19 protein-coding genes and 1 pseudogene are annotated in these 19545 nt (G+C 72.6%); 10 read left to right on the top strand and 10 right to left on the bottom strand.

Features of this window, described 5'->3' with window-relative positions; genetic code table 11:
- Positions 1 to 32 precede the first annotated feature (32 nt).
- Both Q0795_RS12195 and Q0795_RS12190 read left to right on the top strand, forming a co-directional pair.
- Positions 33 to 893 carry an SDR family oxidoreductase gene (locus tag Q0795_RS12195; protein WP_298890006.1) on the top strand — a complete coding sequence of 287 codons (861 nt, stop codon included), beginning with the start codon at positions 33 to 35 and terminating at the stop codon, positions 891 to 893.
- Between the two features lie 110 nt (positions 894 to 1003).
- Positions 1004 to 1522 carry a hypothetical protein gene (locus Q0795_RS12190; RefSeq protein ID WP_298890005.1) on the top strand — a complete coding sequence of 173 codons (519 nt, stop codon included), beginning with the start codon at positions 1004 to 1006 and terminating at the stop codon, positions 1520 to 1522.
- 8 nt (positions 1523 to 1530) lie between these two features.
- On the opposite strand, the gene Q0795_RS12185 is transcribed toward Q0795_RS12190, so the two are convergent.
- The 4 genes from Q0795_RS12185 to Q0795_RS12170 form a co-directional block, all read right to left on the bottom strand.
- Entirely contained in the window at positions 1531 to 2550 is a 1020-nt protein-coding gene (locus Q0795_RS12185) for a serine hydrolase (RefSeq protein ID WP_298890003.1), read from the bottom strand.
- A gap of 122 nt (positions 2551 to 2672) precedes the next feature.
- On the bottom strand, positions 2673 to 3710 hold the full coding sequence (locus Q0795_RS12180) for an alcohol dehydrogenase catalytic domain-containing protein (protein ID WP_298890001.1): 1038 nt from the start codon (positions 3708 to 3710) through the stop codon (positions 2673 to 2675).
- 26 nt (positions 3711 to 3736) lie between these two features.
- A complete protein-coding gene (locus tag Q0795_RS12175) occupies positions 3737 to 4732 on the bottom strand; it encodes a GTP pyrophosphokinase (protein ID WP_298889999.1) in 996 nt (331 codons plus the stop codon).
- A gap of 94 nt (positions 4733 to 4826) precedes the next feature.
- Positions 4827 to 5657, bottom strand: a complete 831-nt coding sequence (locus Q0795_RS12170) for an SDR family oxidoreductase (protein ID WP_298889997.1) — start codon at positions 5655 to 5657, stop codon at positions 4827 to 4829.
- A gap of 81 nt (positions 5658 to 5738) precedes the next feature.
- On the opposite strand from Q0795_RS12170, the gene Q0795_RS12165 reads away from it, so the two are divergent.
- A complete protein-coding gene (locus Q0795_RS12165; RefSeq protein WP_298889995.1) occupies positions 5739 to 6281 on the top strand; it encodes a TetR/AcrR family transcriptional regulator in 543 nt (180 codons plus the stop codon).
- A gap of 16 nt (positions 6282 to 6297) precedes the next feature.
- Here Q0795_RS12165 and Q0795_RS12160 read toward each other — a convergent pair whose 3' ends face one another.
- Positions 6298 to 7473 carry an MFS transporter gene (locus Q0795_RS12160; protein WP_298889993.1) on the bottom strand — a complete coding sequence of 392 codons (1176 nt, stop codon included), beginning with the start codon at positions 7471 to 7473 and terminating at the stop codon, positions 6298 to 6300.
- A 177-nt stretch (positions 7474 to 7650) separates the two neighbouring features.
- Between Q0795_RS12160 and Q0795_RS12155 the strand changes: the two genes are divergently transcribed.
- Both Q0795_RS12155 and Q0795_RS12150 read left to right on the top strand, forming a co-directional pair.
- The gene (locus Q0795_RS12155) at positions 7651 to 8070 is read left to right on the top strand and encodes a YciI family protein (protein ID WP_298889991.1); all 420 of its coding nucleotides are present in this window, start codon (positions 7651 to 7653) and stop codon (positions 8068 to 8070) included.
- Positions 8071 to 8213: 143 nt separating this feature from the next.
- Positions 8214 to 9277 (top strand): annotated as a pseudogene (locus Q0795_RS12150) (DUF6596 domain-containing protein).
- 43 nt (positions 9278 to 9320) lie between these two features.
- Here Q0795_RS12150 and Q0795_RS12145 read toward each other — a convergent pair.
- On the bottom strand, positions 9321 to 10946 hold the full coding sequence (locus tag Q0795_RS12145) for a bifunctional NAD(P)/FAD-dependent oxidoreductase/class I SAM-dependent methyltransferase (RefSeq protein ID WP_298889989.1): 1626 nt from the start codon (positions 10944 to 10946) through the stop codon (positions 9321 to 9323).
- 78 nt (positions 10947 to 11024) lie between these two features.
- Between Q0795_RS12145 and Q0795_RS12140 the strand changes: the two genes are divergently transcribed.
- Positions 11025 to 11582, top strand: coding sequence for a helix-turn-helix domain-containing protein (locus Q0795_RS12140; protein ID WP_298889987.1), 558 nt, complete (start codon positions 11025 to 11027; stop codon positions 11580 to 11582).
- Between the two features lie 54 nt (positions 11583 to 11636).
- On the opposite strand, the gene Q0795_RS12135 is transcribed toward Q0795_RS12140, so the two are convergent.
- Positions 11637 to 12509, bottom strand: a complete 873-nt coding sequence (locus Q0795_RS12135; RefSeq protein WP_298889985.1) for a hypothetical protein — start codon at positions 12507 to 12509, stop codon at positions 11637 to 11639.
- Positions 12506 to 13108: a GNAT family N-acetyltransferase gene (locus tag Q0795_RS12130; RefSeq protein ID WP_298889984.1), complete on the bottom strand. Its 603-nt coding sequence runs from the start codon at positions 13106 to 13108 to the stop codon at positions 12506 to 12508. The genes Q0795_RS12135 and Q0795_RS12130 overlap by 4 nt, the downstream gene beginning before the upstream one ends.
- Positions 13109 to 13201: 93 nt before the next feature.
- On the opposite strand from Q0795_RS12130, the gene Q0795_RS12125 reads away from it, so the two are divergent.
- Entirely contained in the window at positions 13202 to 13603 is a 402-nt protein-coding gene (locus tag Q0795_RS12125) for an SRPBCC family protein (RefSeq protein WP_298889982.1), read from the top strand.
- Between the two features lie 9 nt (positions 13604 to 13612).
- On the top strand, positions 13613 to 14620 hold the full coding sequence (locus Q0795_RS12120) for an arsenic resistance protein (RefSeq protein ID WP_298889980.1): 1008 nt from the start codon (positions 13613 to 13615) through the stop codon (positions 14618 to 14620).
- A gap of 67 nt (positions 14621 to 14687) precedes the next feature.
- Here the strand turns inward: Q0795_RS12120 and Q0795_RS12115 are convergent, their stop codons facing one another.
- Together Q0795_RS12115 and dnaB are read right to left on the bottom strand one after the other, a co-directional pair.
- On the bottom strand, positions 14688 to 15515 hold the full coding sequence (locus tag Q0795_RS12115; protein ID WP_298889978.1) for a hypothetical protein: 828 nt from the start codon (positions 15513 to 15515) through the stop codon (positions 14688 to 14690).
- 29 nt (positions 15516 to 15544) lie between these two features.
- Positions 15545 to 17344 carry a replicative DNA helicase gene (gene dnaB / locus Q0795_RS12110; RefSeq protein ID WP_298889976.1) on the bottom strand — a complete coding sequence of 600 codons (1800 nt, stop codon included), beginning with the start codon at positions 17342 to 17344 and terminating at the stop codon, positions 15545 to 15547.
- Between the two features lie 373 nt (positions 17345 to 17717).
- On the opposite strand from dnaB, the gene Q0795_RS12105 reads away from it, so the two are divergent.
- Both Q0795_RS12105 and Q0795_RS12100 read left to right on the top strand, forming a co-directional pair.
- The gene (locus Q0795_RS12105) at positions 17718 to 18164 is read left to right on the top strand and encodes an Hsp20/alpha crystallin family protein (RefSeq protein WP_298890177.1); all 447 of its coding nucleotides are present in this window, start codon (positions 17718 to 17720) and stop codon (positions 18162 to 18164) included.
- A gap of 36 nt (positions 18165 to 18200) precedes the next feature.
- Positions 18201 to 19535: an MATE family efflux transporter gene (locus Q0795_RS12100; RefSeq protein ID WP_298889974.1), complete on the top strand. Its 1335-nt coding sequence runs from the start codon at positions 18201 to 18203 to the stop codon at positions 19533 to 19535.
- Positions 19536 to 19545: the final 10 nt, after the last annotated feature.

The following is a 19545-nucleotide window of genomic DNA, read 5'->3' as shown; positions in this document are numbered from 1 at the left end:
CGACCACGCTTCCTACGCTCCCCAGGAGAACCATGACCAGAGCAGACCTGTCCGCACTCCCCGGCCAGCACCAGGACTGGCCGGGCCGGGTCGCCGACCTCGACCCGCAGCCCGACCACGGCGAGCAGTCCTGGACCGGCCGGGACCGCCTCACCGGCCGGCGGGCGCTCATCACCGGCGGCGACTCCGGCATCGGTCGCGCTGTCGCCCTGACCTTTGCGCGGGAGGGGGCGGCCGTCGCGGTGGCCCATCTGCCGCAGGAGCAGGACGACGCCGAGCGCACCCGGGAGCTGGTCGAGGCTGCGGGCGGCACCTGCCATCTCTTCGCCGTCGACCTCACCCGACGGGACGCCAACGAGCAGCTGGCCCGGGACGCCGTGCAGGCCCTCGGCGGGCTCGACGTGCTGGTGGCGAACGCGGCATACCAGATGACCCACGACCTGCTCGAGGAGTTCCCGCCCGAGCAGATCGAGCAGACCTTCGCGACCAACGTCTTCTCGCCGTTCTGGTTGGTCCGGGAGCTGGCCGAGGAGCTGAGCCCGGGCGGGTCGATCATCGTCACGACCTCGATCCAGGCCTACTCCCCGTCCGACCACCTGCTCGACTACGCCGCCACCAAGGCCGCGCTCAACAACCTCGTCGTCAACCTGGCGGCCGAGCTGGGGCAGCGGGGTATCCGGGTCAACGCCGTGGCTCCCGGCCCGATCTGGACCCCGCTGATCCCGGCGACCATGTCCGCCGACAAGGTCGAGGGCTTCGGCTCGGACACCCCGCTGGGTCGCGCCGGGCACCCGGTCGAGGTGGCCGCGGCCTACGTCTTCCTGGCCTCCGACGAGGCGAGCTACGTCTCCGGCACGGTGCTCGGGGTGACGGGGGGCAAGCCGGTCTTCTGAGGTCGCGTGGGCACGCCCCGCCATCCCCAGGTCCTGTCCACGCCACGCCTCTCCTGCGGGGCCGGCCCGGATGAGAGGGTAGGGCCATCGGACACGGAGGAGGCGCAGCCATGGCGGACGGGCTCGACCCAGGGGAGCGGGAGCAGCTGACCTATGCGCTCGACTCGCGCCTCGGGCCGCACCTCGAGGCGGCGACCGCCGCCGTGCGCGAGGCCCAGCGGGCGTTGACCGACGCCCAGGAGCGGCGGGCGGCCGCCGAGCAGGCGGTGGCCCAGGCGGCCTACACCTCCGACCCCTTGCCCTTCATGCGCCAGGGCGTGGAGGAGGAGGTCGACGGTCTGGCCCGCAAGACCACGGAGAAGAAGCTGCGGGCGTCCTACCGGTTTCTGGTCGACCGCGCGGTCGACCTGGCCGCTGCCGAGGTCCAGCGCTACGGGGACGACCGGGTCGAGGACCGGAGGGAGCGCGAGGAGGGCGTGGAGGCCTGCCGTGCGGCCGAGCGGCGCGCGGCCCAGGACCTCGGGGCGGCTCAGCAGATGCTCGAGCGCGTGCGCCTGGCCGAGCAGGCCGCGCGCACGGGCCTGGACGTCCTGGTCGCCCGGCTCAGCGACCCGCCGCAGGACGGCTAGCAGTACCGCTAGCCCGCGACCAGCAGGTCGGCGAGCTCGCCGATGACGGGCCAGGCCCCCGTGGAGGTGTTGCCGAGCACGCTCAGGGTCGCCCCCGTCCCCGGGTCGTGGGTGGACCGGAACGACACCCCGGCGTCACAGCCCTCCATCACCAGCAGGGGTGCGGTGGCGTGCAGCCAGACACCCGCCGCGTGCCGCAGCCCTTCGTCGGGGACGTCGTGCCGAGGCGTGGTGAGCAGCTCGAGCAGCTGCGGACCCACGACGCGACCCTCGAGCAACCCGCCCCAGAACCGGTGCAGGTCCGACGCCGTGCTGAAGATGCCGCCGTCGCCGTTCCCGAGGACGGGCAGGTGCAGGACGTTGGTGCGCAGACCGGTGGCGTCGAGGTAACCCCGGGCCGCGTCCGCGGGGAGCTCGTCGCTGCGGAGGAAGCCGGTGCTGTGCACCCCGGCCCGCTCGCAGACCTCCTGCTCGACGAACCTCTGGTAGCCCTGGCCGCTCACCCGCTGCACGACCAGCGCCAGCACGACGTAGCCGCCGTTGCAGTAGGCGAAGCGCTCTCCAGGTGCGAAGGCCTGCGGGTAGCCCTCGAGCACCGGCAGGAAGGCCTCGGTGTCGACGAGGGTGTGGACGGGAACAGGCAGCACGTAGTCGTCGACCTCCCACCCGGCCGACTCGTCCAGGTAGTCACCGATGCCGGAGGTGTGGGTCAGGAGGTGCAGGGGCGTCACCGCGTCGTCCACGAGCGGCAGATCCTCGCCCAGCACCCCGCGCACCGGCTCGTCCAGACGCAGTCGCCCCTGCTCCACCAGCCGCAGCACCGCGAGAGCGGTGAAGGTCTTGCCGCCGCTGGCGAGGGCGTAGCGGGTCGAGCGGGTGTGCGGCACCTGGAACGCGCGCTCGGCATACCCGTAGGCGCGGGTCACCGGATCGTGCCCGGGGACGTCGAGGCTGACGAGACCGCTGAAACCGTCCTCCGCGGCGGCCGCCGCGAGCACCGCGTCGTCGAGGCTGGGTGTCGTGGTCATCGCACTGCCTTCCTGGCCTGCCGCACGGGTCCGCGCGACAGACCCAGGATGACCGGGTCCCCGCCCGCTGTCGACGGGTTTGTGGGCCGCCGATGTGTGGTGCGACGACGACGAGGGTGCGGTCAGCGGCTCGGGTCGATGAGGGTCATCCCGGCGACCACCGCGCGGTCGAAGCCCGGCAGCAGCTCGGCCGCCTCCTCCAGCCCGACGACGCGCTCGACGAGCCGCTCGGGCGCCAGCGAGCCCCGCTCGATGAGGGCGAGCATCGCCGGGTAGTCGACGGCCGGCATACCGTGGCTGCCCAGCAGGTCCAGCTCCCACCCGATGACCCGCTCCAGCGGCACCCGGGGGTGGCCGACCACCCCGGGCAGCAGCCCGACCTGGACGTGGCGCCCCCGGCGACGCAGACCCAGCAGCGCGTCGCTGCACGTCTGCTCGCTGCCGACCGCGTCCACGGCGACGTGGCTGCCCCCGCCCGTCAGGTCGTGGATCACCGCGGGCACGTCGCTGCCGTCCGCGAGGACCGTGTGCTCGACCCCCAACCCGGCGGCGACGGCCAGGGCCTGCGGGTTGCGGTCGACCGCGACCACGCGTGCCCCCACCGCCCGGGCGATCATCGCGACGCTGAGCCCGACGCCGCCGGCGCCGACGACGCTCACCCACTCCTGCGGCGCCACCTTCGCCCGGTCGACGACGGCTCGGTATGCCGTGGCGAACCGGCACCCCAGACTCGCCGCGGTCGTGAGCTCGATCGTCGGGGGCACGGCGACGAGGTGGGTGTCGGCCGCATGGAGGGCCACCAGCTCGGCGAACGACCCGTCATGGGTGAAACCGGGCTGCTGCTGGTCCGGGCAGACCTGCGCCTGGCCCGAGCGGCACCACGGGCACCGGCCGCACCCGCACACGAAGGGCACCGTCACCCGGTCCCCCTCCCGCCACCGCCGCACCTGCGCGCCGACCGCGGTCACGACGCCGGCGACCTCGTGGCCGGGCACGTGCGGGAAGGCGATGTCGTCGTGACCGGCCCAGGCGTGCCAGTCGCTGCGGCACAGCCCGGTCGCGTGGACCTGCACGACCACACCGTCCGGCGGGGCGACCGGCTCGGGCACCTGCTGCACCCGAGGCGTGGAGCGGGCGGCGGGCAGGACCATGGCGCGCATCCGGCGAGTCTGCCAGCCCGTCGGTGCTAGACGTGCAGCCGCGCCAGCCGGGCGGTGAGGAGCTCCTGGCGGTGGACGTTGCCGTGCAGCGCGACGTAGCGCTCGCCGTAGACCGACAGCAGCGAGTCGTCCAGCCGGCGCACGGCGCCCGGGGGGTAGCGGTACCCCATCCGCGCGTCGATCACCGCGTCGTCGACCCCCCGCAGGACCTCCCTCAGCTCGGCCAGCGAGGTGACGCCGAGCTCCAGCAGCAGACCGCTGATCCAGGCGTAGTGGTCGGTGCGCGACCACCCGGCATCGGCGAACTGGCCGGCGAGGAACGCGGCGAGGTCGGTCGCCCCGATCCGGGGGTCGTCGTCCGGGGCGTCGGCCGGGGAGGTCAGCTCCTGCCGGTGCCGGTCCCGGATGGCGGTGAACTGCTGGTCCGCAAGCTCGAGCAGCCCGGCCGCCAGGGTGAAGCGGCGGTCGAAGTCGTGCGCGTGCTCCTCCGGCACCGACCCCTTGTAGCGGATGTCGTGCTCGAACTCGGCCCATGCGTGCTGCAGCACCGTGCGGATCTGCACGGACGCGGGCCGACCCACCGGGATGCCGGCCGCGCGGGCGCGCTCGTCGTCGACGGCCACCAGGAGGTGCCGGCTGGCGTAGCCGAACCGGCCCTCGGCCGCGGTCTCCTGCCCCATGTCGCGGTCGTCGCGGATCTCCAGCTGGGCGTCCAGCAGCTGGGCGACGGCCTCAACGTCGGACTGCACGTAGGTGACGACCCGCACCCCGATCTGATCGGTGATGTCGGTGAGCGGCTTCGGGAAGGCCAGCCGGCCGCTGCTCGTCCGTCGGGCAGCCTTGCCGGCGAAGGACTCGACGGTCTTGGTCCGGCCGGTCACCGCCAGGTAGTTGATGCCCGCGTCGTCGAGCAGCTGGGTGACCAGCCCGACGTAGGCGTCGGTGGCGGCGCGCAGGGCCCCGTGCCCCGCGGCATACCGCGTCACCGCCCTGCGGATCCGGACCGACTGGTTGCTCGCCACGGACCCCAGCCTGCCGCAGGTCCGCCGCCACTGCTGCGGCGGGTCGCAGCCGGCGGTGGAGACCACCCTGACTCTCGTCCGAACGGGTGGACGATCACGAACGCAGGCCGAGCAGCCTGACCCCGAGGGCGTCGTTGACCCGGGTGGGCAGCACCGTCTTCATGGCGACCATGGCCCGGGCCTGCGCACCTCCGGCGTACCGGGCGCGCGGACGACGGGTCGTCAGGGCCCGCTCCACGACGCGGGCGACGACGTCCGGCGGCACGGTGCGGGACCCGAGTGCCCCGACCAGGGCGAGCATCCCCCTGACGTGCTGTGCGTACAGCTCGCGGTGCTCGCGTGTCATGCGATGCTCCATGTCCTGGAAGAGGCCCGTGATCTCCCGCCAGGGACCGGTGTCGGTCGGGCCCGGCTCCACGACCGACACCCCGATCCGCCAGGGCGCCAGCTCGACGCGCAGCACGTCCGCCAGTCCTTCGACCGCGAACTTGGAGGCACAGTAGGCCCCCTCCATGGGGACCGGCGACCGACCACCGGTCGAGGAGATGAACACGATGCGGCCGTTCGCCGCCCGCAACCGAGGCAGGACGGCCTGGGTGACGGCGACCTGTCCGAAGACGTTGACCTCGAACTGTCGGCGGAAGTCGGGGATGCTCACCGCCTCGACCGGACCCAGGACCCCGATACCGGCGTTGTTGACCAGAGCGTCCAGGCGGTCGGGCACCTGGTCCGGCAGAGCAGCGAGGTGCTGCCCGTCGGTGACGTCCAGCCGGACCGGGGTGATCCGGTGGTGCTGGGCCACGAGCAGGTCCCCCGCGGTGTCGTCCCGCACGCCGGCGAAGACGGTCCATCCGGCGCGGGAGAGCCGCAGAACGATGGCCTGACCTATCCCGCGCCCTGCCCCGGTGACGAGTACTGATGGCATGTCGGACGATCCTTCCCGATGAGGTCCGCCCTCGACACTACTCCTGTAGTGACCGCCTGTCACTACATTTATAGTGTGGGTATGACGTCCTCCCGCGACCGTGCCCTCGACGCCTCCATCGACCTCCTCGGCACGCAGGGACTGAAGGCGTTGACCCACCGGCGGGTGGACGAGCGGTCAGGCCTGCCGCCAGGGTCGACGTCCAACTACTTCCGCACCCGGGAGGCTCTTCTCGACGGGGTGGCGGACGCGATCCTGGAGCGTGAGGTGCGGGGCATGGGGGCCGCCTTCGCACCCCGCTCGGCGCGCGAGATGGTCGACGCCCTGGTCGAGCTGCTGGACCGCACCACCGGGGAGCAACGCACGCTCACCAGCGCGCGCCTGGTGCTCTTCCTCGAGGCCGGCCACCGACCGGCACTCCGGGCGACGCTCGGACAGGGCAGGCGGATGCTGGAGGCGGCGCTGCAGCGCGCGCTCGTCGACCTCGGAGCCCGCGACGCCCGGGCTTCGACCCAGGCAGTCATGGCCTGCGCCGAAGGGTTGATCCTGCACCGCGTCGCCCGCCACGACGACACCGACGTCCGGCCGGTCGTCGATCTGGTCGTCCGGGCCGCTCTCGCCTGAACACCCCGATGTGCGGCTACCCGCGGGCGTGGCGGCGCTCCCGCGCCATCGCCAGCAGCCCCAGGACCGGACCGGGCAGGAGCAGCCACGCGACCGCGGCGCCGAGACCGGCATACGTGGCGGAGACCAGCAGGATCGACCCGGCGCTGAGCGCGAAGCCGAGGCTGTTCTGGATGGCCAGGGCGCTGCCGACCAGGTGCTGCGGGCAGGCGCGGGCGCTCAGCGCGGAGAACTGCGGCGAGTCGGTGATGACCGCGACACCCCAGACCAGCAGCACGGCGAGCACCAGCCAGGCCGGTCCCGCGACGAGCAGCGGGTATGCCGCGCACACCAGGCCGGAGGCCGCGAGCGCCACCACGGCCACCCGGCCGCTGCCCCAGGTCGCCGACAACCGCCCCCCGACGACGCACCCGAGCGCGCCGACGCCGATGACGGCGAAGGACCACGCCGGGACGGTGCCACCGCCCGGAGAGAGGGCGTCGGCCACCAGGAGCGGGACCAGGGTCCAGAAGGCGTACAGCTCCCACATGTGGCCGAAGTAGCCGAAGGCCGCAGAGCGGTAGTCGCGGACGGTGAACGCGCGCAGCACCGCCCCCCAGCGCAGGCCGCCGGGCCTCGCCGGGGGCAGGTGCGGCCCGTCCCCCAGGGCGAGCACGAGCGCGGCAGCGCCCAGGGAGAGGACCGAGGAGGTGAGCATCACCTGCGTCCAGTCGACGCCGACGCCGACGGCCCGGATCCCGTGCGGGAGCGCCGTCCCGAGCGTCAGCATGCCCACCAGCCAACCCAGGCTCGCGCCCGCCCTGCCGGGGTCCCAGGAGACCACCATCTTCATCCCCAGGGGGTAGACCCCGGCCAGGGCCATGCCGGTGACGAAGCGCCACGCCATGCCCTCGAGCGGTCCGGTGGCGAGCAGCGCGAAGCCCGCGTTGGTGAGCGCGGCCACGACGGCGGAGACCGCGAAGACGCGGCTGGCACGGAAGCGGTCCGCCAGCCCGGACATCGCCATGCCGACCGTGCCGAGCGCGAAGCCCAGCTGCACCGCCAGGGTCAGCGCTCCGATCCCGGCGGCGTCCAGACCCCACTCGACGCGCAGCCCGTCGGCCGCGCTGTTGGCGCTGAACCACACCGAGGTCCCGAGCAGCATCGCCACCACGATCGTGACGACGGCGCGACGGGGGGTGGTGGACGCCATGGGGTGACCCTAGGTGGTGGCGAGCGGGCGGCCGCGTGCTCCGGCCACCTGGTCTTGCGACCGGACCGGACCGGACGCAGACTCGGATCGGCGACCCGGTGTCGAGAACGCCGCCTCGGCTCCGTCCCCCGGACAGATGGCGGCTACCAGGGCCGTCACGGACACCAGGAGGACGTCATGGCCAGGTACCTGTTGCTCAAGCACTACCGTCGCAGCTCGGGCCCCGACCCGCTGCCGGGGACGGATGTGCCGATGGACCGGTGGACCGAGCAGGAGGTCGCCGACCACCTGCGGTTCATGGACGCGTTCGCTGACCGGCTGAGGGAGCGCGGTGAGTTCGTCGACGGGCAGGCGCTCGCACCCGAGGGCACCTTCGTGCGGCACGGAGGCGAGGGGAAGCCCCCGGTCACCGACGGGCCCTTCGCGGAGACCAAGGACCTCATCGCCGGGTGGATGGTCATCGACGTGGACACCGAGGAGCGGGCCTACGCGGCGGCCGCCGAGCTCTCCGCCGCACCGGGGCCGGGGGGAGAGCCGATCTACGAGTGGCTCGAGGTGCGCCCGTTCCTCGGCCAGGAGCCCCCGACGGACGCCTGAGGAGGCGTGGCGTGGAGGACCTGCTGAGGCAGCTCGGACCCCGGGCACTGGCCGCCCTCGTCCGGCGCGGAGCGGACTTCGCGTCAGCCGAGGACGCGGTGCAGGAGGCGATGATCGAGGCGTCCGCCCGGTGGCCGGAGGGTATGCCGTCCGACCCGCAGGCATGGCTGGTCACCGTCTCTGGCGCCGGTGGCTGGACCACGTCCGGTCGGAGACGGCGCGGCACCGGCGCGAGCAGGCGGACCTGGACCAGCCGGCCCCCGGGCCGACCGAGCAGGCCGACGACACGCTGCTCCTGCTCGTCCTGTGCTGCCACCCCTCGCTCAGCCCGGCCTCGGCGGTGGCGCTGACGCTACGGGCCGTCGGCGGGCTGACCACCCGCCAGGTGGCCGCGGCATACCTCGTCCCGGAGGCGACCATGGCCCAACGCATCAACCGGGCCAGGCGGACGATCGCCGACCAGGGGCTCGGGGCGGGGAGCGCCCGGGACCTCGGCCGCGTCCTGCGGGTCCTCTACCTGATCTTCAACGAGGGCTACCACGGGGAGGTCGACCTCGCCGCCGAGGCGATCCGGCTGGCCCGGCAGCTGACCACCGCCGCCGACGACCCCGAGGCCATCGGGCTGCTGGCGCTCATGCTCCTCCACCACGCCCGGCGCGCATCCCGCTTCGCGCAGGACGGCTCCCTGGTGACCCTGGAGGACCAGGACCGCTCGCTCTGGGACACGGCTCTCATCGCCGAGGCGGTCGAGCTGCTGCAGCCGGCGCTGGCCACCGACCGGCTCGGGGAGTTCCAGGCCCAGGCCGCGATCGCCGCCCTGCACGCCGACGCCCCGAGTGCGCAGGAGACCGACTGGCCGCAGATCGTCGGCTGGTACGACGAGCTGCACGCCCTCACCGGCAGCCCCGTGGTGGCCCTCAACCGGGCGGTGGCACGGGGACAGGCCGACGGCCCCAAGGCCGGGTTACGGGCGCTCGCAGCAGTGCCGGACGGCATACCCCGCCGCACCGCGGCGCAGGCGTTCCTCCACGAGCGAGCCGGTGAGCCCGCACGGGCCGCCGAGCTGTACGGCCGGGCGGCCCGGGAGGCGTCGAACACGGCCGAGCGGGACCACCTCGTGCGCCAGGCGGCCCGGCTCCGGCAGCCGGCTGGTCAACCCTCCGCCGGCACGTCAACTGTCAGCCGCGTCGAGGAGGCTGACGGATGACCTGCCGGCCGAGAGCTGACTGCAGGGACGCCAGAGTGCCTCCTCAGCCCTCCCGGACCGCCCGCACCACCACGTCGTCGACGTGGTGGGTGGAGGCGGCACCCGCCGGCCGGGGCCGGGTCTCGAAGACCTCCACCCGCCATCCCGCCTCCGCCTCGAGGGCCGCGGCGACCTCCTCGGCACCGACGTAGGCGCCGGGGTCGAACATCCGGGTCTGCTCGGACGGGTCGACCGGATCCCGCAGCGGGGACAGGTCGTGGCCGACGACGAGCAGCGTCCCCCCGGGCGCGACCGCACCGAGCAGGGAGCGCAGCCCACGCTGCTCCGGGGTGCGCAGGAAGGAGCCGTACTGCAACGAGACGAGGTCGTAGGCACCGGTCTCGAACGCCCCGGGGGCGTTGGCGTCCCGGTGCAGCAGGGTCACCGCCAGGCCGCGGCGGCTCGCCTCGGCCCCCAGGTGCTCCAGCGCGGCACCGGAGATGTCGCTGGCGGTGACGTCCCAGCCCTGCTCGGCAAGCCACAGCGCGTCGCCACCCTCTCCGGCGCCGACGTCGAGCGCCCGGCCGGGCGGCATACCCTCGACCTCGGCGACCAGGGTGCCGTTGGGGTTGCCGCTCCACATGCGCTCCCCCGTGCCGTAACGGGCGTCCCAGTCGCCCTCCTCACCGGAGGTGCGCTGCGCCGAGCGCAGGTCCTCGTCGGCCAGGCTGAAGGCGATCATCGCACCGACCCGGCTCCCGTGGGCGGCCGAGGGCAGCACCTGGAGGGAGGGGTCGGTGAGGTTGCCCGCCGCATACACCCCGGCGACGGCGGTCTGACCGGTCATCGGGTCCACCTGCAGCACCTCACCCAGACCGGTGGGGTGCGCGCTCGCCTCGATCCCGAGCGGCGCGAGCACCTCCAGACGGGCGTGGAACCGGGTGCCGACGAGCACCGCGTCGGCACCCACCACCGTCCCGTCGACGAGCTCCACACCGGTCACCCCGCCGTCCGGCCCGGTGGCGACGCGCCGCACGTCGGTGCGCACCACGGGCACGCCGACGGCCTCGAGACGGTTGACGGTCGCCTCGGCGCCAGAGTCCCACCCGGTCACGTCGTGCAGCACGACCGTCAACCGGTCGGTGAGGTGACGGAGCACCGCCGTGGGGTGCAGGCCCATCGGATGGGTGACGACCTGGACCAGCCGCTGGTCGCGCACCTCGTAGCCGTGGCAGAACGGGCAGTGGATGACGTCCTGACCCCACCGCTGGGCGACGCCGTCGATGTTGGGGAGCTCGTCGACGATGCCGGTCGCCGCGAGCACGCGTCGGGCCAGGAGGGTATGCCCGCCGCTCAGCTCCACGCGGAAGCGCCCGTCCACCGCGGGGTGGACGGCGAGCACGCGACCGGTGAGCACCTCGCCGCCGTAGCCGCGCACCTCCTCGCGTCCGACGGCGACCAGCTCGGAGGGCGCTGCACCCTCCCGCCCGAGGTAGCCGTGCATGTGGTCGGCCGGGGCGTTGCGCGGGGTGCCGTCGTCGACGGCGATCGCGGTCCGTCGCTGGCGGGCCAGCTGCAGCGCCGCGGCCAGGCCCGCCGCGGACGCGCCGATGATGGCGACATCGCAGTGGCGCTCCATGGCGGGTCCGGAGCTGTGGTCGTGCTGGTGGAAGTCGTGGTGCGTCGTCATGCTGACCACGGTAGACCTGCTGTGCACTATCAGGGAATGAGTTTGCGGAATTCGCAACATCTGCGAGACCCTGGTCTCATGAGCCCGATCACCGATGTCGAGACCCTGGCCCGCACCCGGCTGCGCAGCCTGCGCAGCACGCTGGGCTACTCGCTCGAGGAGCTGGCCGAGCGCACCCATCTCAGCCCCTCGACGATCAGCCGCATCGAGACCGGCCGACGGACCCTCGGGCTGGACGTCCTCGTGCCGCTGGCGCAGGCGCTGGGTGTGAGTCTGGACGCGCTCTTCGAGCGGCCGGGGGACGACGACGTCGTCATCCGGCCCGCCCCGCACAGCTCCGGGGGCCAGACGACGTGGCCGCTCAGCCGCCCGGACGGACGGACCGTGGCGATCAAGATGCGTCTCGAGCCCTCGCCCCGGAACCCCGACCAGCGGGTGCACCCCGGCCACGACTGGTTCGTCGTCATCGAGGGCCGGGTGCGGCTGCTCCTGGGCGACCGGGAGATCGAGGTCGGCACCGGCGAGGCGGCAGAGTTCTCCACCATGACCCCGCACGCCATCCGCGCCCTGGACGGCCCCGCCGAGCTGATCATGACCTTCGACCGCGAGGGGCAGCGGGCGCACGTGCACCAGTGACCGGTGCACCCGGAAGGGGTGCTACCCAGGCTCACCCGGGGCCGGGCGAGCCGGTCACATCAGCTCGGGCGACCCGCGCCAGGCCTCGACCAGCGGAGCCATCCCCGGCCCGAGCTCGGGCACGGAACGGACGAAGGTGTGGGCGGCCACGAGCTGGACGTTGCGGGCGACCTCCATGAGGCCGAGCCGCTCGGGGTCGGGGACCGCCCCTCCTGCCGAGGTGTAGGCCTCGATCATCTCCTCGGAGCATCCGACGAGGTCCCACTCCAGCGGGGTCAGCCCCACGTGCTCGAGATCTCCCACGAGCGTGCCGTGCGGCGTGACCAACGCGTTGTAGTAGGGGGCGTCGCCGTGGGTCGGGACGAGACCGTCGAGGCCCGAGCAGCGCTCCCGCACCACAGCAAGCTCCCGCCGGGCCCTGGCGACGTCCTGCGCGGGCAGGACCCCGGACGACTCGACGCCGTCCAGCATCGACTCGCACCCGTGCAGGGGCACCCACTCCGCGAGCGCTCCGGGATAGCCCGCCAACGCACGGTGCAGGTCGGCCACGAGAGGCATGCGCTCGCGGAAGACGACCGGATCGAAGCCCTCGTCCCGGTGCTCCACCCAACGCCAGGCCGTGATGGCCACGTCCTCGACCACCAGCACCTCCTCCGGCACCAGGTCGCTCGGGGGGACCACCGGGAAGCCCTGCCCGACGAGCCAGGCCGACACCTCCATCTCCCGTCGTCGCTGGGCCACGTCCTCCGCGAGGGGGAGCACCGTCAGCGTCGGCACGCGCAGCACCACGGGGGCCGGCGCGAGATGGACGATGACGCTGAACGAGTCGTGCAGGACCCGCAGGTCGTCGGCCGGCAGGCCGTGGTCCCTCGCCACCGTGGCCGCCAGCGACAGGGCACGCCCGGCGCGCGGGGAAGGGGTGCTCATCCGGCGGGCACCTCGATCGACATCACGCAGTTCCTCAGGCCCTTGGGGCGCACGTAGGTGAAGCCCAGGCGCTCGTAGAGCCGGCGGGTGCCGTTGTAGAGGAAGGAAGACGACATCTTCTTCGTCTGGTGCGTCAGGTCGTGCGGGTAGGCCTCGACCACTCCTCCACCGTCCTGCGCGATCAGGTCGAGGGCACCGCGGATCGCGATCTCGGTCAGGCCGCGGCGGCGGTAGCGCCGGTCCACGAACACGCAGGTGATGCGGTAGTCCGGGTCGGCGACCTTCTCCGTGTCGTACTGCTTGCGGTGGTGGATGTTGGGCAGCTCCTCCGGGGTGCCGAACTCGGCCCACGCCACCGCCTCGTCCCCGTCCATGACGAGAGCGGCGTGCGCGAGCCCGGACTCGACAGACTCCCGCTTCATCGTCCTGCTGCCCTCGGCCCCGGGCAGCCGGTCGGCGCACGAGGGCTGGAAGTAGGTGCACCAGCACCCGCCGAAGATGCCATTGTGCCGGAGCACCAGGGCGTCGAAGGCCCGCCACGTCTCGGGCGTGAGGGCTCGGACCTCGAGCTGGGCGACCTCGCCGGTGTCGGTGCTCATGGCCTCAACCTAGGGGTATGCCGGACACGTCGCGTCCGTCAGCCCACCAGCACCTGCGTCGCCATGGGCCCGCCGACGTGTCAGGCTCTGGGCATGAGGAGCCGCCACATCAGCCGGGTGATCAGAGCGGACCGCGACCGGGTCTACGACGTGGTCGCCGACGTCGACAACCTGCCCGCGTGGGCGCAGGGCCTGGCCTCCGCCGAGGTCACCCGGGACGGTGACGACCTGGTCGTGGAGTCACCCATGGGCCAGGTGCGCGTGCGCTTCGTCCCCCGCAACGAGCTCGGGGTGGCCGACCACGACGTCCTGCTCCCGTCCGGCACGACCGTCACGAACCCGCTGCGGGTCCTCGCTCACCCGCACGGCAGCGAGGTCGTCTTCACCGTGCGCCAGCTCGAGCTCACCGACGAGGAGTTCGAGCGCGACTGCCAGATGGTGGCCGCGGACCTCGACCGGCTGGCCGGGCTCGTCGACGACCACGCCCGCGGCTGACGGGCGAGCATGCCGCGCCAGGTCGTCGGGTGGTGGGACGCCCACCAGGTCCCGCTCCTCCTCGCGGCGATCGCTCTCGGCGCTGCCGTCGGGGTGGGTCGCCCCCAGCTCGGACCGGTGCTGGACCCGGGCATCCAACCTGCGCTCATGGCGCTGCTCTTCGCGACCTTCCTGGGCGTGCCCCTCGTCGAGGTCGGCCGGGCGCTGCGCGACGCGCGCTTCCTCGGCAGCGTCACGGTGGCGAACTTCGTCGTGGTCCCGCTGGTCGCCGGGGGGTTGTCGCGGTTCGTCGCGGACGAGCCCGGCCTGCTCCTGGGCGTGCTGCTGGTGCTGCTGACCCCGTGCGTCGACTACGTCATCGTCTTCACGGGGCTCGCCGGCGGGGCCCGTGATCGCCTGGTCGCCGCCGTCCCGCTGCTCATGGCGCTGCAGGTCCTGCTCCTGCCGCTCTATCTGCTCGTGCTCGCCGGACCCGAGGTGCTGTCGGTCGTCGAGGTGGCGCCCTTCGTGGAGGCCTTCCTGCTGCTCATCGTCGTTCCGCTGGCGGCGGCCGCCCTCGTGCAGTCGCTCTCCCGCCGGCACCGCGCCGGCCGTCTGGTCGAGGAGGCGATGGCAGCAGCGATGGTTCCCCTGCTGATGGCCACGCTGGCGCTGGTGGTCGGCTCCCAGGTCGCGAGGCTGGGGCCGCAGGCGGCCGAGATCGCCCGGGTGGTGCCGATCTACGTGGCCTTCGTCGTCGTCGCCGTCGCCGTCGGGATGGCCGTGGGTCGCGCCGCGCGTCTCGACGTGCCGTCGACGCGGGCGGTGGTCTTCTCCACCGCCACCCGCAACTCCCTGGTCGTGCTGCCGCTCGCGCTGGCGCTGCCGGCGTCGTTGGCGATCGTCCCGCTGGTCGTCGTGACCCAGACGCTGGTCGAGCTCGTCGCCATGGTGGTCCTCGTCCGCCTGGTGCCGGCCCTCACGGGCGGGTCGACGGACCGCACGACCACGGCGCCCGCCGCCGACGACGGCGATTAGACGTTGCTCGCCGTGGTGGTGAACCGACTGTCGTGAGACGTCCCCCGGGTCTCGGATCTGGAGGGGGTCAGACGACACCGGTCGACAGCGCCGCCATGACGTGGGGAGCGACGCCCGCGGCGGCCTCATCGCTGACTCTGGCGGCGATCAACCCCACCTCCAGCACGGTGACCGCGTTCGCGACCGCTTCCGAGTGACCCCGGGAGCGCAGCTCGGTGACCCGAGGGGCTTCGTCGGGACGAGCAGGGGGACGCCCGCACGGTGGTGGCACCACCAGCGGCAGATCCGAGGTGTACGTCGTCGCGCCGACCTGATGGAACCCCTCCGCAGCTCGACCCGCGTCCAGCGCGGTCGCCAGGCCGAAGAGCCACCCCAGAGGGACGCCGCTGCGCACCGCGTCGCCGACCTCTCGTGCCGCCTCGGGGTCGACCTCCATCGGCGGTCTGACGAACATCAGCCCAGGCTCGTCGGAGATCGGCACGGGTCGGCCGATGACCCGCGCGCCGCGTACGCAGCCGGCTCCGAGGTTGAGGAGCTCCACCGTGCCGCCATCGACCAGCGAGCGGAGGACGAGTCGGCACCCTCGCAGACCAACCACCTCGAAGGCGCCCATCCGAGCGCTCGTGCGCGGGTCCTTCGCCAGGAGCATCGAGCGGTAGGCGAGGTCGACGCACCACCGTGAGTAGGCCCAGGGCGGTGCCTCCTCGCCATGGTCGATGAGGTCCTGGAGGATGAACCGGGCCGGGGACTCCAGGACGATCGTCCTGTCGAGATCGTGCGCCTGGCTGGCCACCGCATCGCCCCGGGCCCCGGCTTCCAGGGCCAAGGTCAGAGACCGCAGATCGTGCTCGTCGGGCAGGTCGCGCTGATCGTCGGAGAGTCTCGCCGTGGGCACCGCCCACGGCCATCCGTCCGGACGCCTCGCTAGAAGTTGCTCGCCATGTTGGTGAACCGGCTGTAGTGCCCCTGGAAAGCGACGACCACGGTATCGGTGGGACCATTCCTGTGTTTGGCTACGATGACGTCCGCTTCACCTTCACGGGGCGATTCTCTTTCATACAAAGATTCGCGGTGCAGAAGGATGACAACGTCCGCGTCCTGCTCGATACTACCGCTTTCTCTCAAATCACTCATCTGCGGCTTCTTATCTGTCCTCTGCTCTGGGCCGCGGTTCAGCTGAGACAGTGCGATGACCGGAACTTCCAATTCTTTGGCCAAGAGCTTCAGCGCCCGGGAGAACTCGGCGACCTCCTGCTGGCGCGACTCCACGCGCTTGCCCGAGCTCATGAGCTGCAGGTAGTCGATGATGACCATCCGCAGGTTGTTGCGCTGCTTGAGCCGGCGGCACTTGGCCCGGATCTCCATGAGCGACATGTTGGGGCTGTCGTCGATGAACAGCGGCGCATCGGTGATGCGGCCCTGCGTCTCGGCGAGCCGGGTCCAGTCGCGGTCGCGCATGTTGCCCTTGCGCATGTTCTGCAGCGGGATCTCCGACTCCGCCGAGAGCAGGCGCATGGTGATCTCGGTGCGGCTCATCTCCAAGGAGAAGACGACCGTCGCCATCTGGTGCTTGATCGCTGCGGCCCGGGCGAAGTCCAGTGCGATGGTCGAGTTGTGGGTCGGGATCATGGACCGACCAACGAGATAGAGATGGTCGTCAGCAGCAACCTGCACGCAGCGGACCGGGACCGACTCCACGGAGCGGATCTCACGGATCGCCCAGGTCGCCGGTTGGTCTCCGCCTCGTCCGATCTGCAGACTGTCTCCGGCTTCCAGAGCGGTGACAGCTTCTCCGGTCGTCAAGACGCGGTGCCCGTCGCCGTCAGCACATGCCCACAGATGCTCCTCGTCGGCCACGATGACCGACCCGTCGGAGAACTCCACCTCGTAGCAGGGACGGTCGTGCATGACCTCGGTCGCCGCGACGACAGAGGTCGGCCGACCGTCAGCCCCCAGCAGCTCGTCACCGACGGTGACCTCGCCCATGGTGGTCCAGCCAGCGGGCGTCGGCAGCGGGGTGTCCAGCGCGAGGGCCTTTCCGACAGCCGGGCGGGCGGCGATGATGACCATCTGCCCGGGGTGCAGGCCGTTGGTCAGCTCGTCGAGCTCGGCGAAGCCGGTCGGCACGCCGGTCATCTCCCCCGAGGACCCGGCCGCGTGCTCGATCTCGTCCATCGTGGGCTCGATGAGCATGCCGAGCGCCTGGTAGTCCTCGCCGCCGCGCTTGTCGGCGACGGCATACACCTCCGCCTGGGCGGCGTTGACGATGTCCTCGACGTCACCGCCCTGGTAGCCGATCTGGACGATCCGCGTGCCGGCGTCGACCAGCCGGCGCAGCACCGCGCGCTCCGCGACGATCTCGGCGTAGAACGCCGCGTTGGCGGCCGTCGGCACCTCGGCGATGAGCTGGTGGAGGTATGCCGTGCCCCCGATCCGCTGCAGGTCGCCCCGCTTGGTCAGCTCGTCGCCGACGGTGATCGCGTCCACCGGCTCGCCGCGCGAGTACAGGTCGACGCAGGCCTCGAAGATCGTCTCGTGCGCGGGGCGGTAGAAGTCCTGCGCCTTGACCATCTCCGAGCACTCGGCGATGGCGTCCTTCGACAGCATCATCGAGCCCAACGCACTGCGCTCGGCGGCGACGTCCTGCGGCGGCAAGCGGTCCTCCGGGCCCCCACGCGTGCCCTGGTCCGGCGGTCCGTAGACCTCCATCTCGCTCAGCGCCATACCGGCCTCCCGACTATCGAACTCCTGTGCGGATCAGTCCAGCACCGCCCACCGACAGACCCTCGCGCGAAGTCGCCGACGGCCCACCGTACGGCCCACGGACCCGGCCCGCAGCACTGCCCTGTGGAGGACGTGTGGACACCCTGGGGACACGATGGGGACGACAGGTTGGCGCGCCGCGCGCGGGTGTGGACAGTGTTGTGGACAGGCCAGAAACTTGCGTCACACCACCGCGCTGACCTGCAGGGACTCCCCGCACACCCTGTGGAGGAAAAGTCGCGGTCATCCCCCCGGGAAGGTTGACACCCCCACCCGCGTTTAGCACTCTATAAGCACGAGTGCTAACGCACCCGCGTCGAGACAAGGAGGAACCCTGATGAACCGCTTCGACCCGCTGCGCGAGATGGACCGCCTGATGTCCGAGCTGCGCACGGCCCCGACCACCGCGTCCGCCATGCCGATGGACCTCTACCGCTCGGGGGACCACTTCGTCGCCCGCGTCGACCTCCCCGGCGTCGACCCGGGCTCGATCGACATCGACGTCGAGGACCGCACCCTCACCCTGCGCGCCGAGCGCCGGGAGCAGACCGATGTCGAGCAGTGGCTCTCCCACGAGCGTCCCGCCGGCACCTTCGCCCGGCAGCTGACCCTCGGCTACGGGGTGGCGCTGGACCGCATCGAAGCCGACTACACCGACGGCGTGCTCACGCTGACCTTCCCCGTCGCCGAGGAGGCCAAGCCGCGCAAGATCAACGTCACCCACCGCGGCCAGCAGAGCATCGAGGGCGAGCGCGTGCCGGAGGACGCCGCAGCCCGATGACCGGGGGTGTCGTGCCCCGGTGACACACTCGGGCGGGTGAGCGCCACCGCACCGCGGGACGGCCAGGCCAGGGAGATCCTGCGCCTGGCCGTCCCGGCCTTCCTCGCCCTCGTGGCCGAGCCCCTCTTCCTGCTGGCCGACTCGGCCATCGTCGGCTACCTCGGCACCTCCGCCCTGGCCGGTCTGGGTGTCGCGAGCGCGGTCCTGCTCACCGCCGTCAACATCTTCGTCTTCCTGGCCTACGGCACGACCGCGGTCGTGGCCCGTCGCCTCGGGGCCGGCGACCAGCGCGGCGCCGTCAGCGCCGGCATCGACGGCATCTGGCTGGCGCTGCTGCTGGGGACGGCCGGCGCGGTCGTCACCGCCGTCCTGGCGGGGCCGCTCGTGCAGCTCTTCGGCGCCGGTCCCGACGTCTCAGCCGAGGCGGTGACCTACCTGCGCTGGTCGGCGCTCGGCATCCCCTCGATGCTCGTCGTGCTGGCCGCGACCGGCGTCCTGCGCGGCCTCCAGGACACCCGCACGCCGCTGGTCGCCTCGGTGGTCGGCTTCTCCGCCAACGCCCTGCTGTCGCTGCTGCTCGTGCACGGCGTCGGGTGGGGCATCGCCGGCGCCGCGATCGGGACGGTCCTCGCCCAGACGGGTATGGCGCTCGGTCTCGTCCTCGTCGTCGTCCGGGGGGCGAACCGCCTCGGGTCCTCGCTCACCTTCCACGGCGCCGGGGTGCTGCGCGCGGCGCGCGGCGGCATACCCCTGCTCGTGCGGACCGTGGCCCTGCGCGCGGCGCTGCTGCTCACCACCTGGTCGGCGGCCGGGCTGGGTGACGAGCAGCTCGCCGCCCACCAGGTCGCGATGACGGTATGGTCCACGCTCGCCTTCGCGCTCGACGCCCTGGCCATCGCCGCCCAGGCACTCACCGGCAAGACCCTCGGCGCCGGCGACCGGGAGGGCACCCGCGCGGCGACCACGCTCATGATCCGGTGGTCGATCTGGTTCGGGGTCATCCTCACCGGGGTGATCCTGGCCCTGCACCGGGTCATCCCCCTCGGCTTCAGCCGGGACCTCGACGTGCGGTCCGCCCTGGGCGCGGCGCTCGTCGTCGTCGCGGTCGGGCAGCCGATCGCCGGCATCGCCTTCATCCTCGACGGGGTGCTCATCGGGGCGGGGGACACCCGCTGGCTGGCGTGGGCGCAGACCGCCGCGACCGTGGCCTACCTCCCGATGGTGCTCGGGGTCCGGCTCAGCGGGGTGGACGGCACGACCGGCCTGGTCTGGCTGTGGGTCGCCTTCACCGGGTTCATGACCGTGCGTGCCCTCCTCCTGTGGCGGCGTGCTCGCGGGGAGACCTGGATGGTGGTGGGCGCCGAGCGCTGAGCCACGGACC

Source organism: uncultured Serinicoccus sp. (assembly GCF_947487915.1).
Taxonomy (GTDB): Bacteria; Actinomycetota; Actinomycetes; order Actinomycetales; family Dermatophilaceae; genus Ornithinicoccus.
Note: the sequence above shows the minus strand (reverse complement) of the source record. Positions and strands in the feature narration are given on the sequence as shown.

Coding starts and splice junctions, on each gene's coding strand:
- Q0795_RS12195 (WP_298890006.1), top strand. CDS start 33: ATGACCAGAGCAGACCTGTCCGCACTCCCCGGCCAGCACCAGGACTGG.
- Q0795_RS12190 (WP_298890005.1), top strand. CDS start 1,004: ATGGCGGACGGGCTCGACCCAGGGGAGCGGGAGCAGCTGACCTATGCG.
- Q0795_RS12185 (WP_298890003.1), bottom strand. CDS start 2,550: ATGACCACGACACCCAGCCTCGACGACGCGGTGCTCGCGGCGGCCGCC.
- Q0795_RS12180 (WP_298890001.1), bottom strand. CDS start 3,710: ATGCGCGCCATGGTCCTGCCCGCCGCCCGCTCCACGCCTCGGGTGCAG.
- Q0795_RS12170 (WP_298889997.1), bottom strand. CDS start 5,657: ATGCCATCAGTACTCGTCACCGGGGCAGGGCGCGGGATAGGTCAGGCC.
- Q0795_RS12165 (WP_298889995.1), top strand. CDS start 5,739: ATGACGTCCTCCCGCGACCGTGCCCTCGACGCCTCCATCGACCTCCTC.
- Q0795_RS12160 (WP_298889993.1), bottom strand. CDS start 7,473: ATGGCGTCCACCACCCCCCGTCGCGCCGTCGTCACGATCGTGGTGGCG.
- Q0795_RS12155 (WP_298889991.1), top strand. CDS start 7,651: ATGGCCAGGTACCTGTTGCTCAAGCACTACCGTCGCAGCTCGGGCCCC.
- Q0795_RS12145 (WP_298889989.1), bottom strand. CDS start 10,946: ATGACGACGCACCACGACTTCCACCAGCACGACCACAGCTCCGGACCC.
- Q0795_RS12140 (WP_298889987.1), top strand. CDS start 11,025: ATGAGCCCGATCACCGATGTCGAGACCCTGGCCCGCACCCGGCTGCGC.
- Q0795_RS12135 (WP_298889985.1), bottom strand. CDS start 12,509: ATGAGCACCCCTTCCCCGCGCGCCGGGCGTGCCCTGTCGCTGGCGGCC.
- Q0795_RS12130 (WP_298889984.1), bottom strand. CDS start 13,108: ATGAGCACCGACACCGGCGAGGTCGCCCAGCTCGAGGTCCGAGCCCTC.
- Q0795_RS12125 (WP_298889982.1), top strand. CDS start 13,202: ATGAGGAGCCGCCACATCAGCCGGGTGATCAGAGCGGACCGCGACCGG.
- Q0795_RS12120 (WP_298889980.1), top strand. CDS start 13,613: ATGCCGCGCCAGGTCGTCGGGTGGTGGGACGCCCACCAGGTCCCGCTC.
- dnaB (WP_298889976.1), bottom strand. CDS start 17,344: ATGGCGCTGAGCGAGATGGAGGTCTACGGACCGCCGGACCAGGGCACG.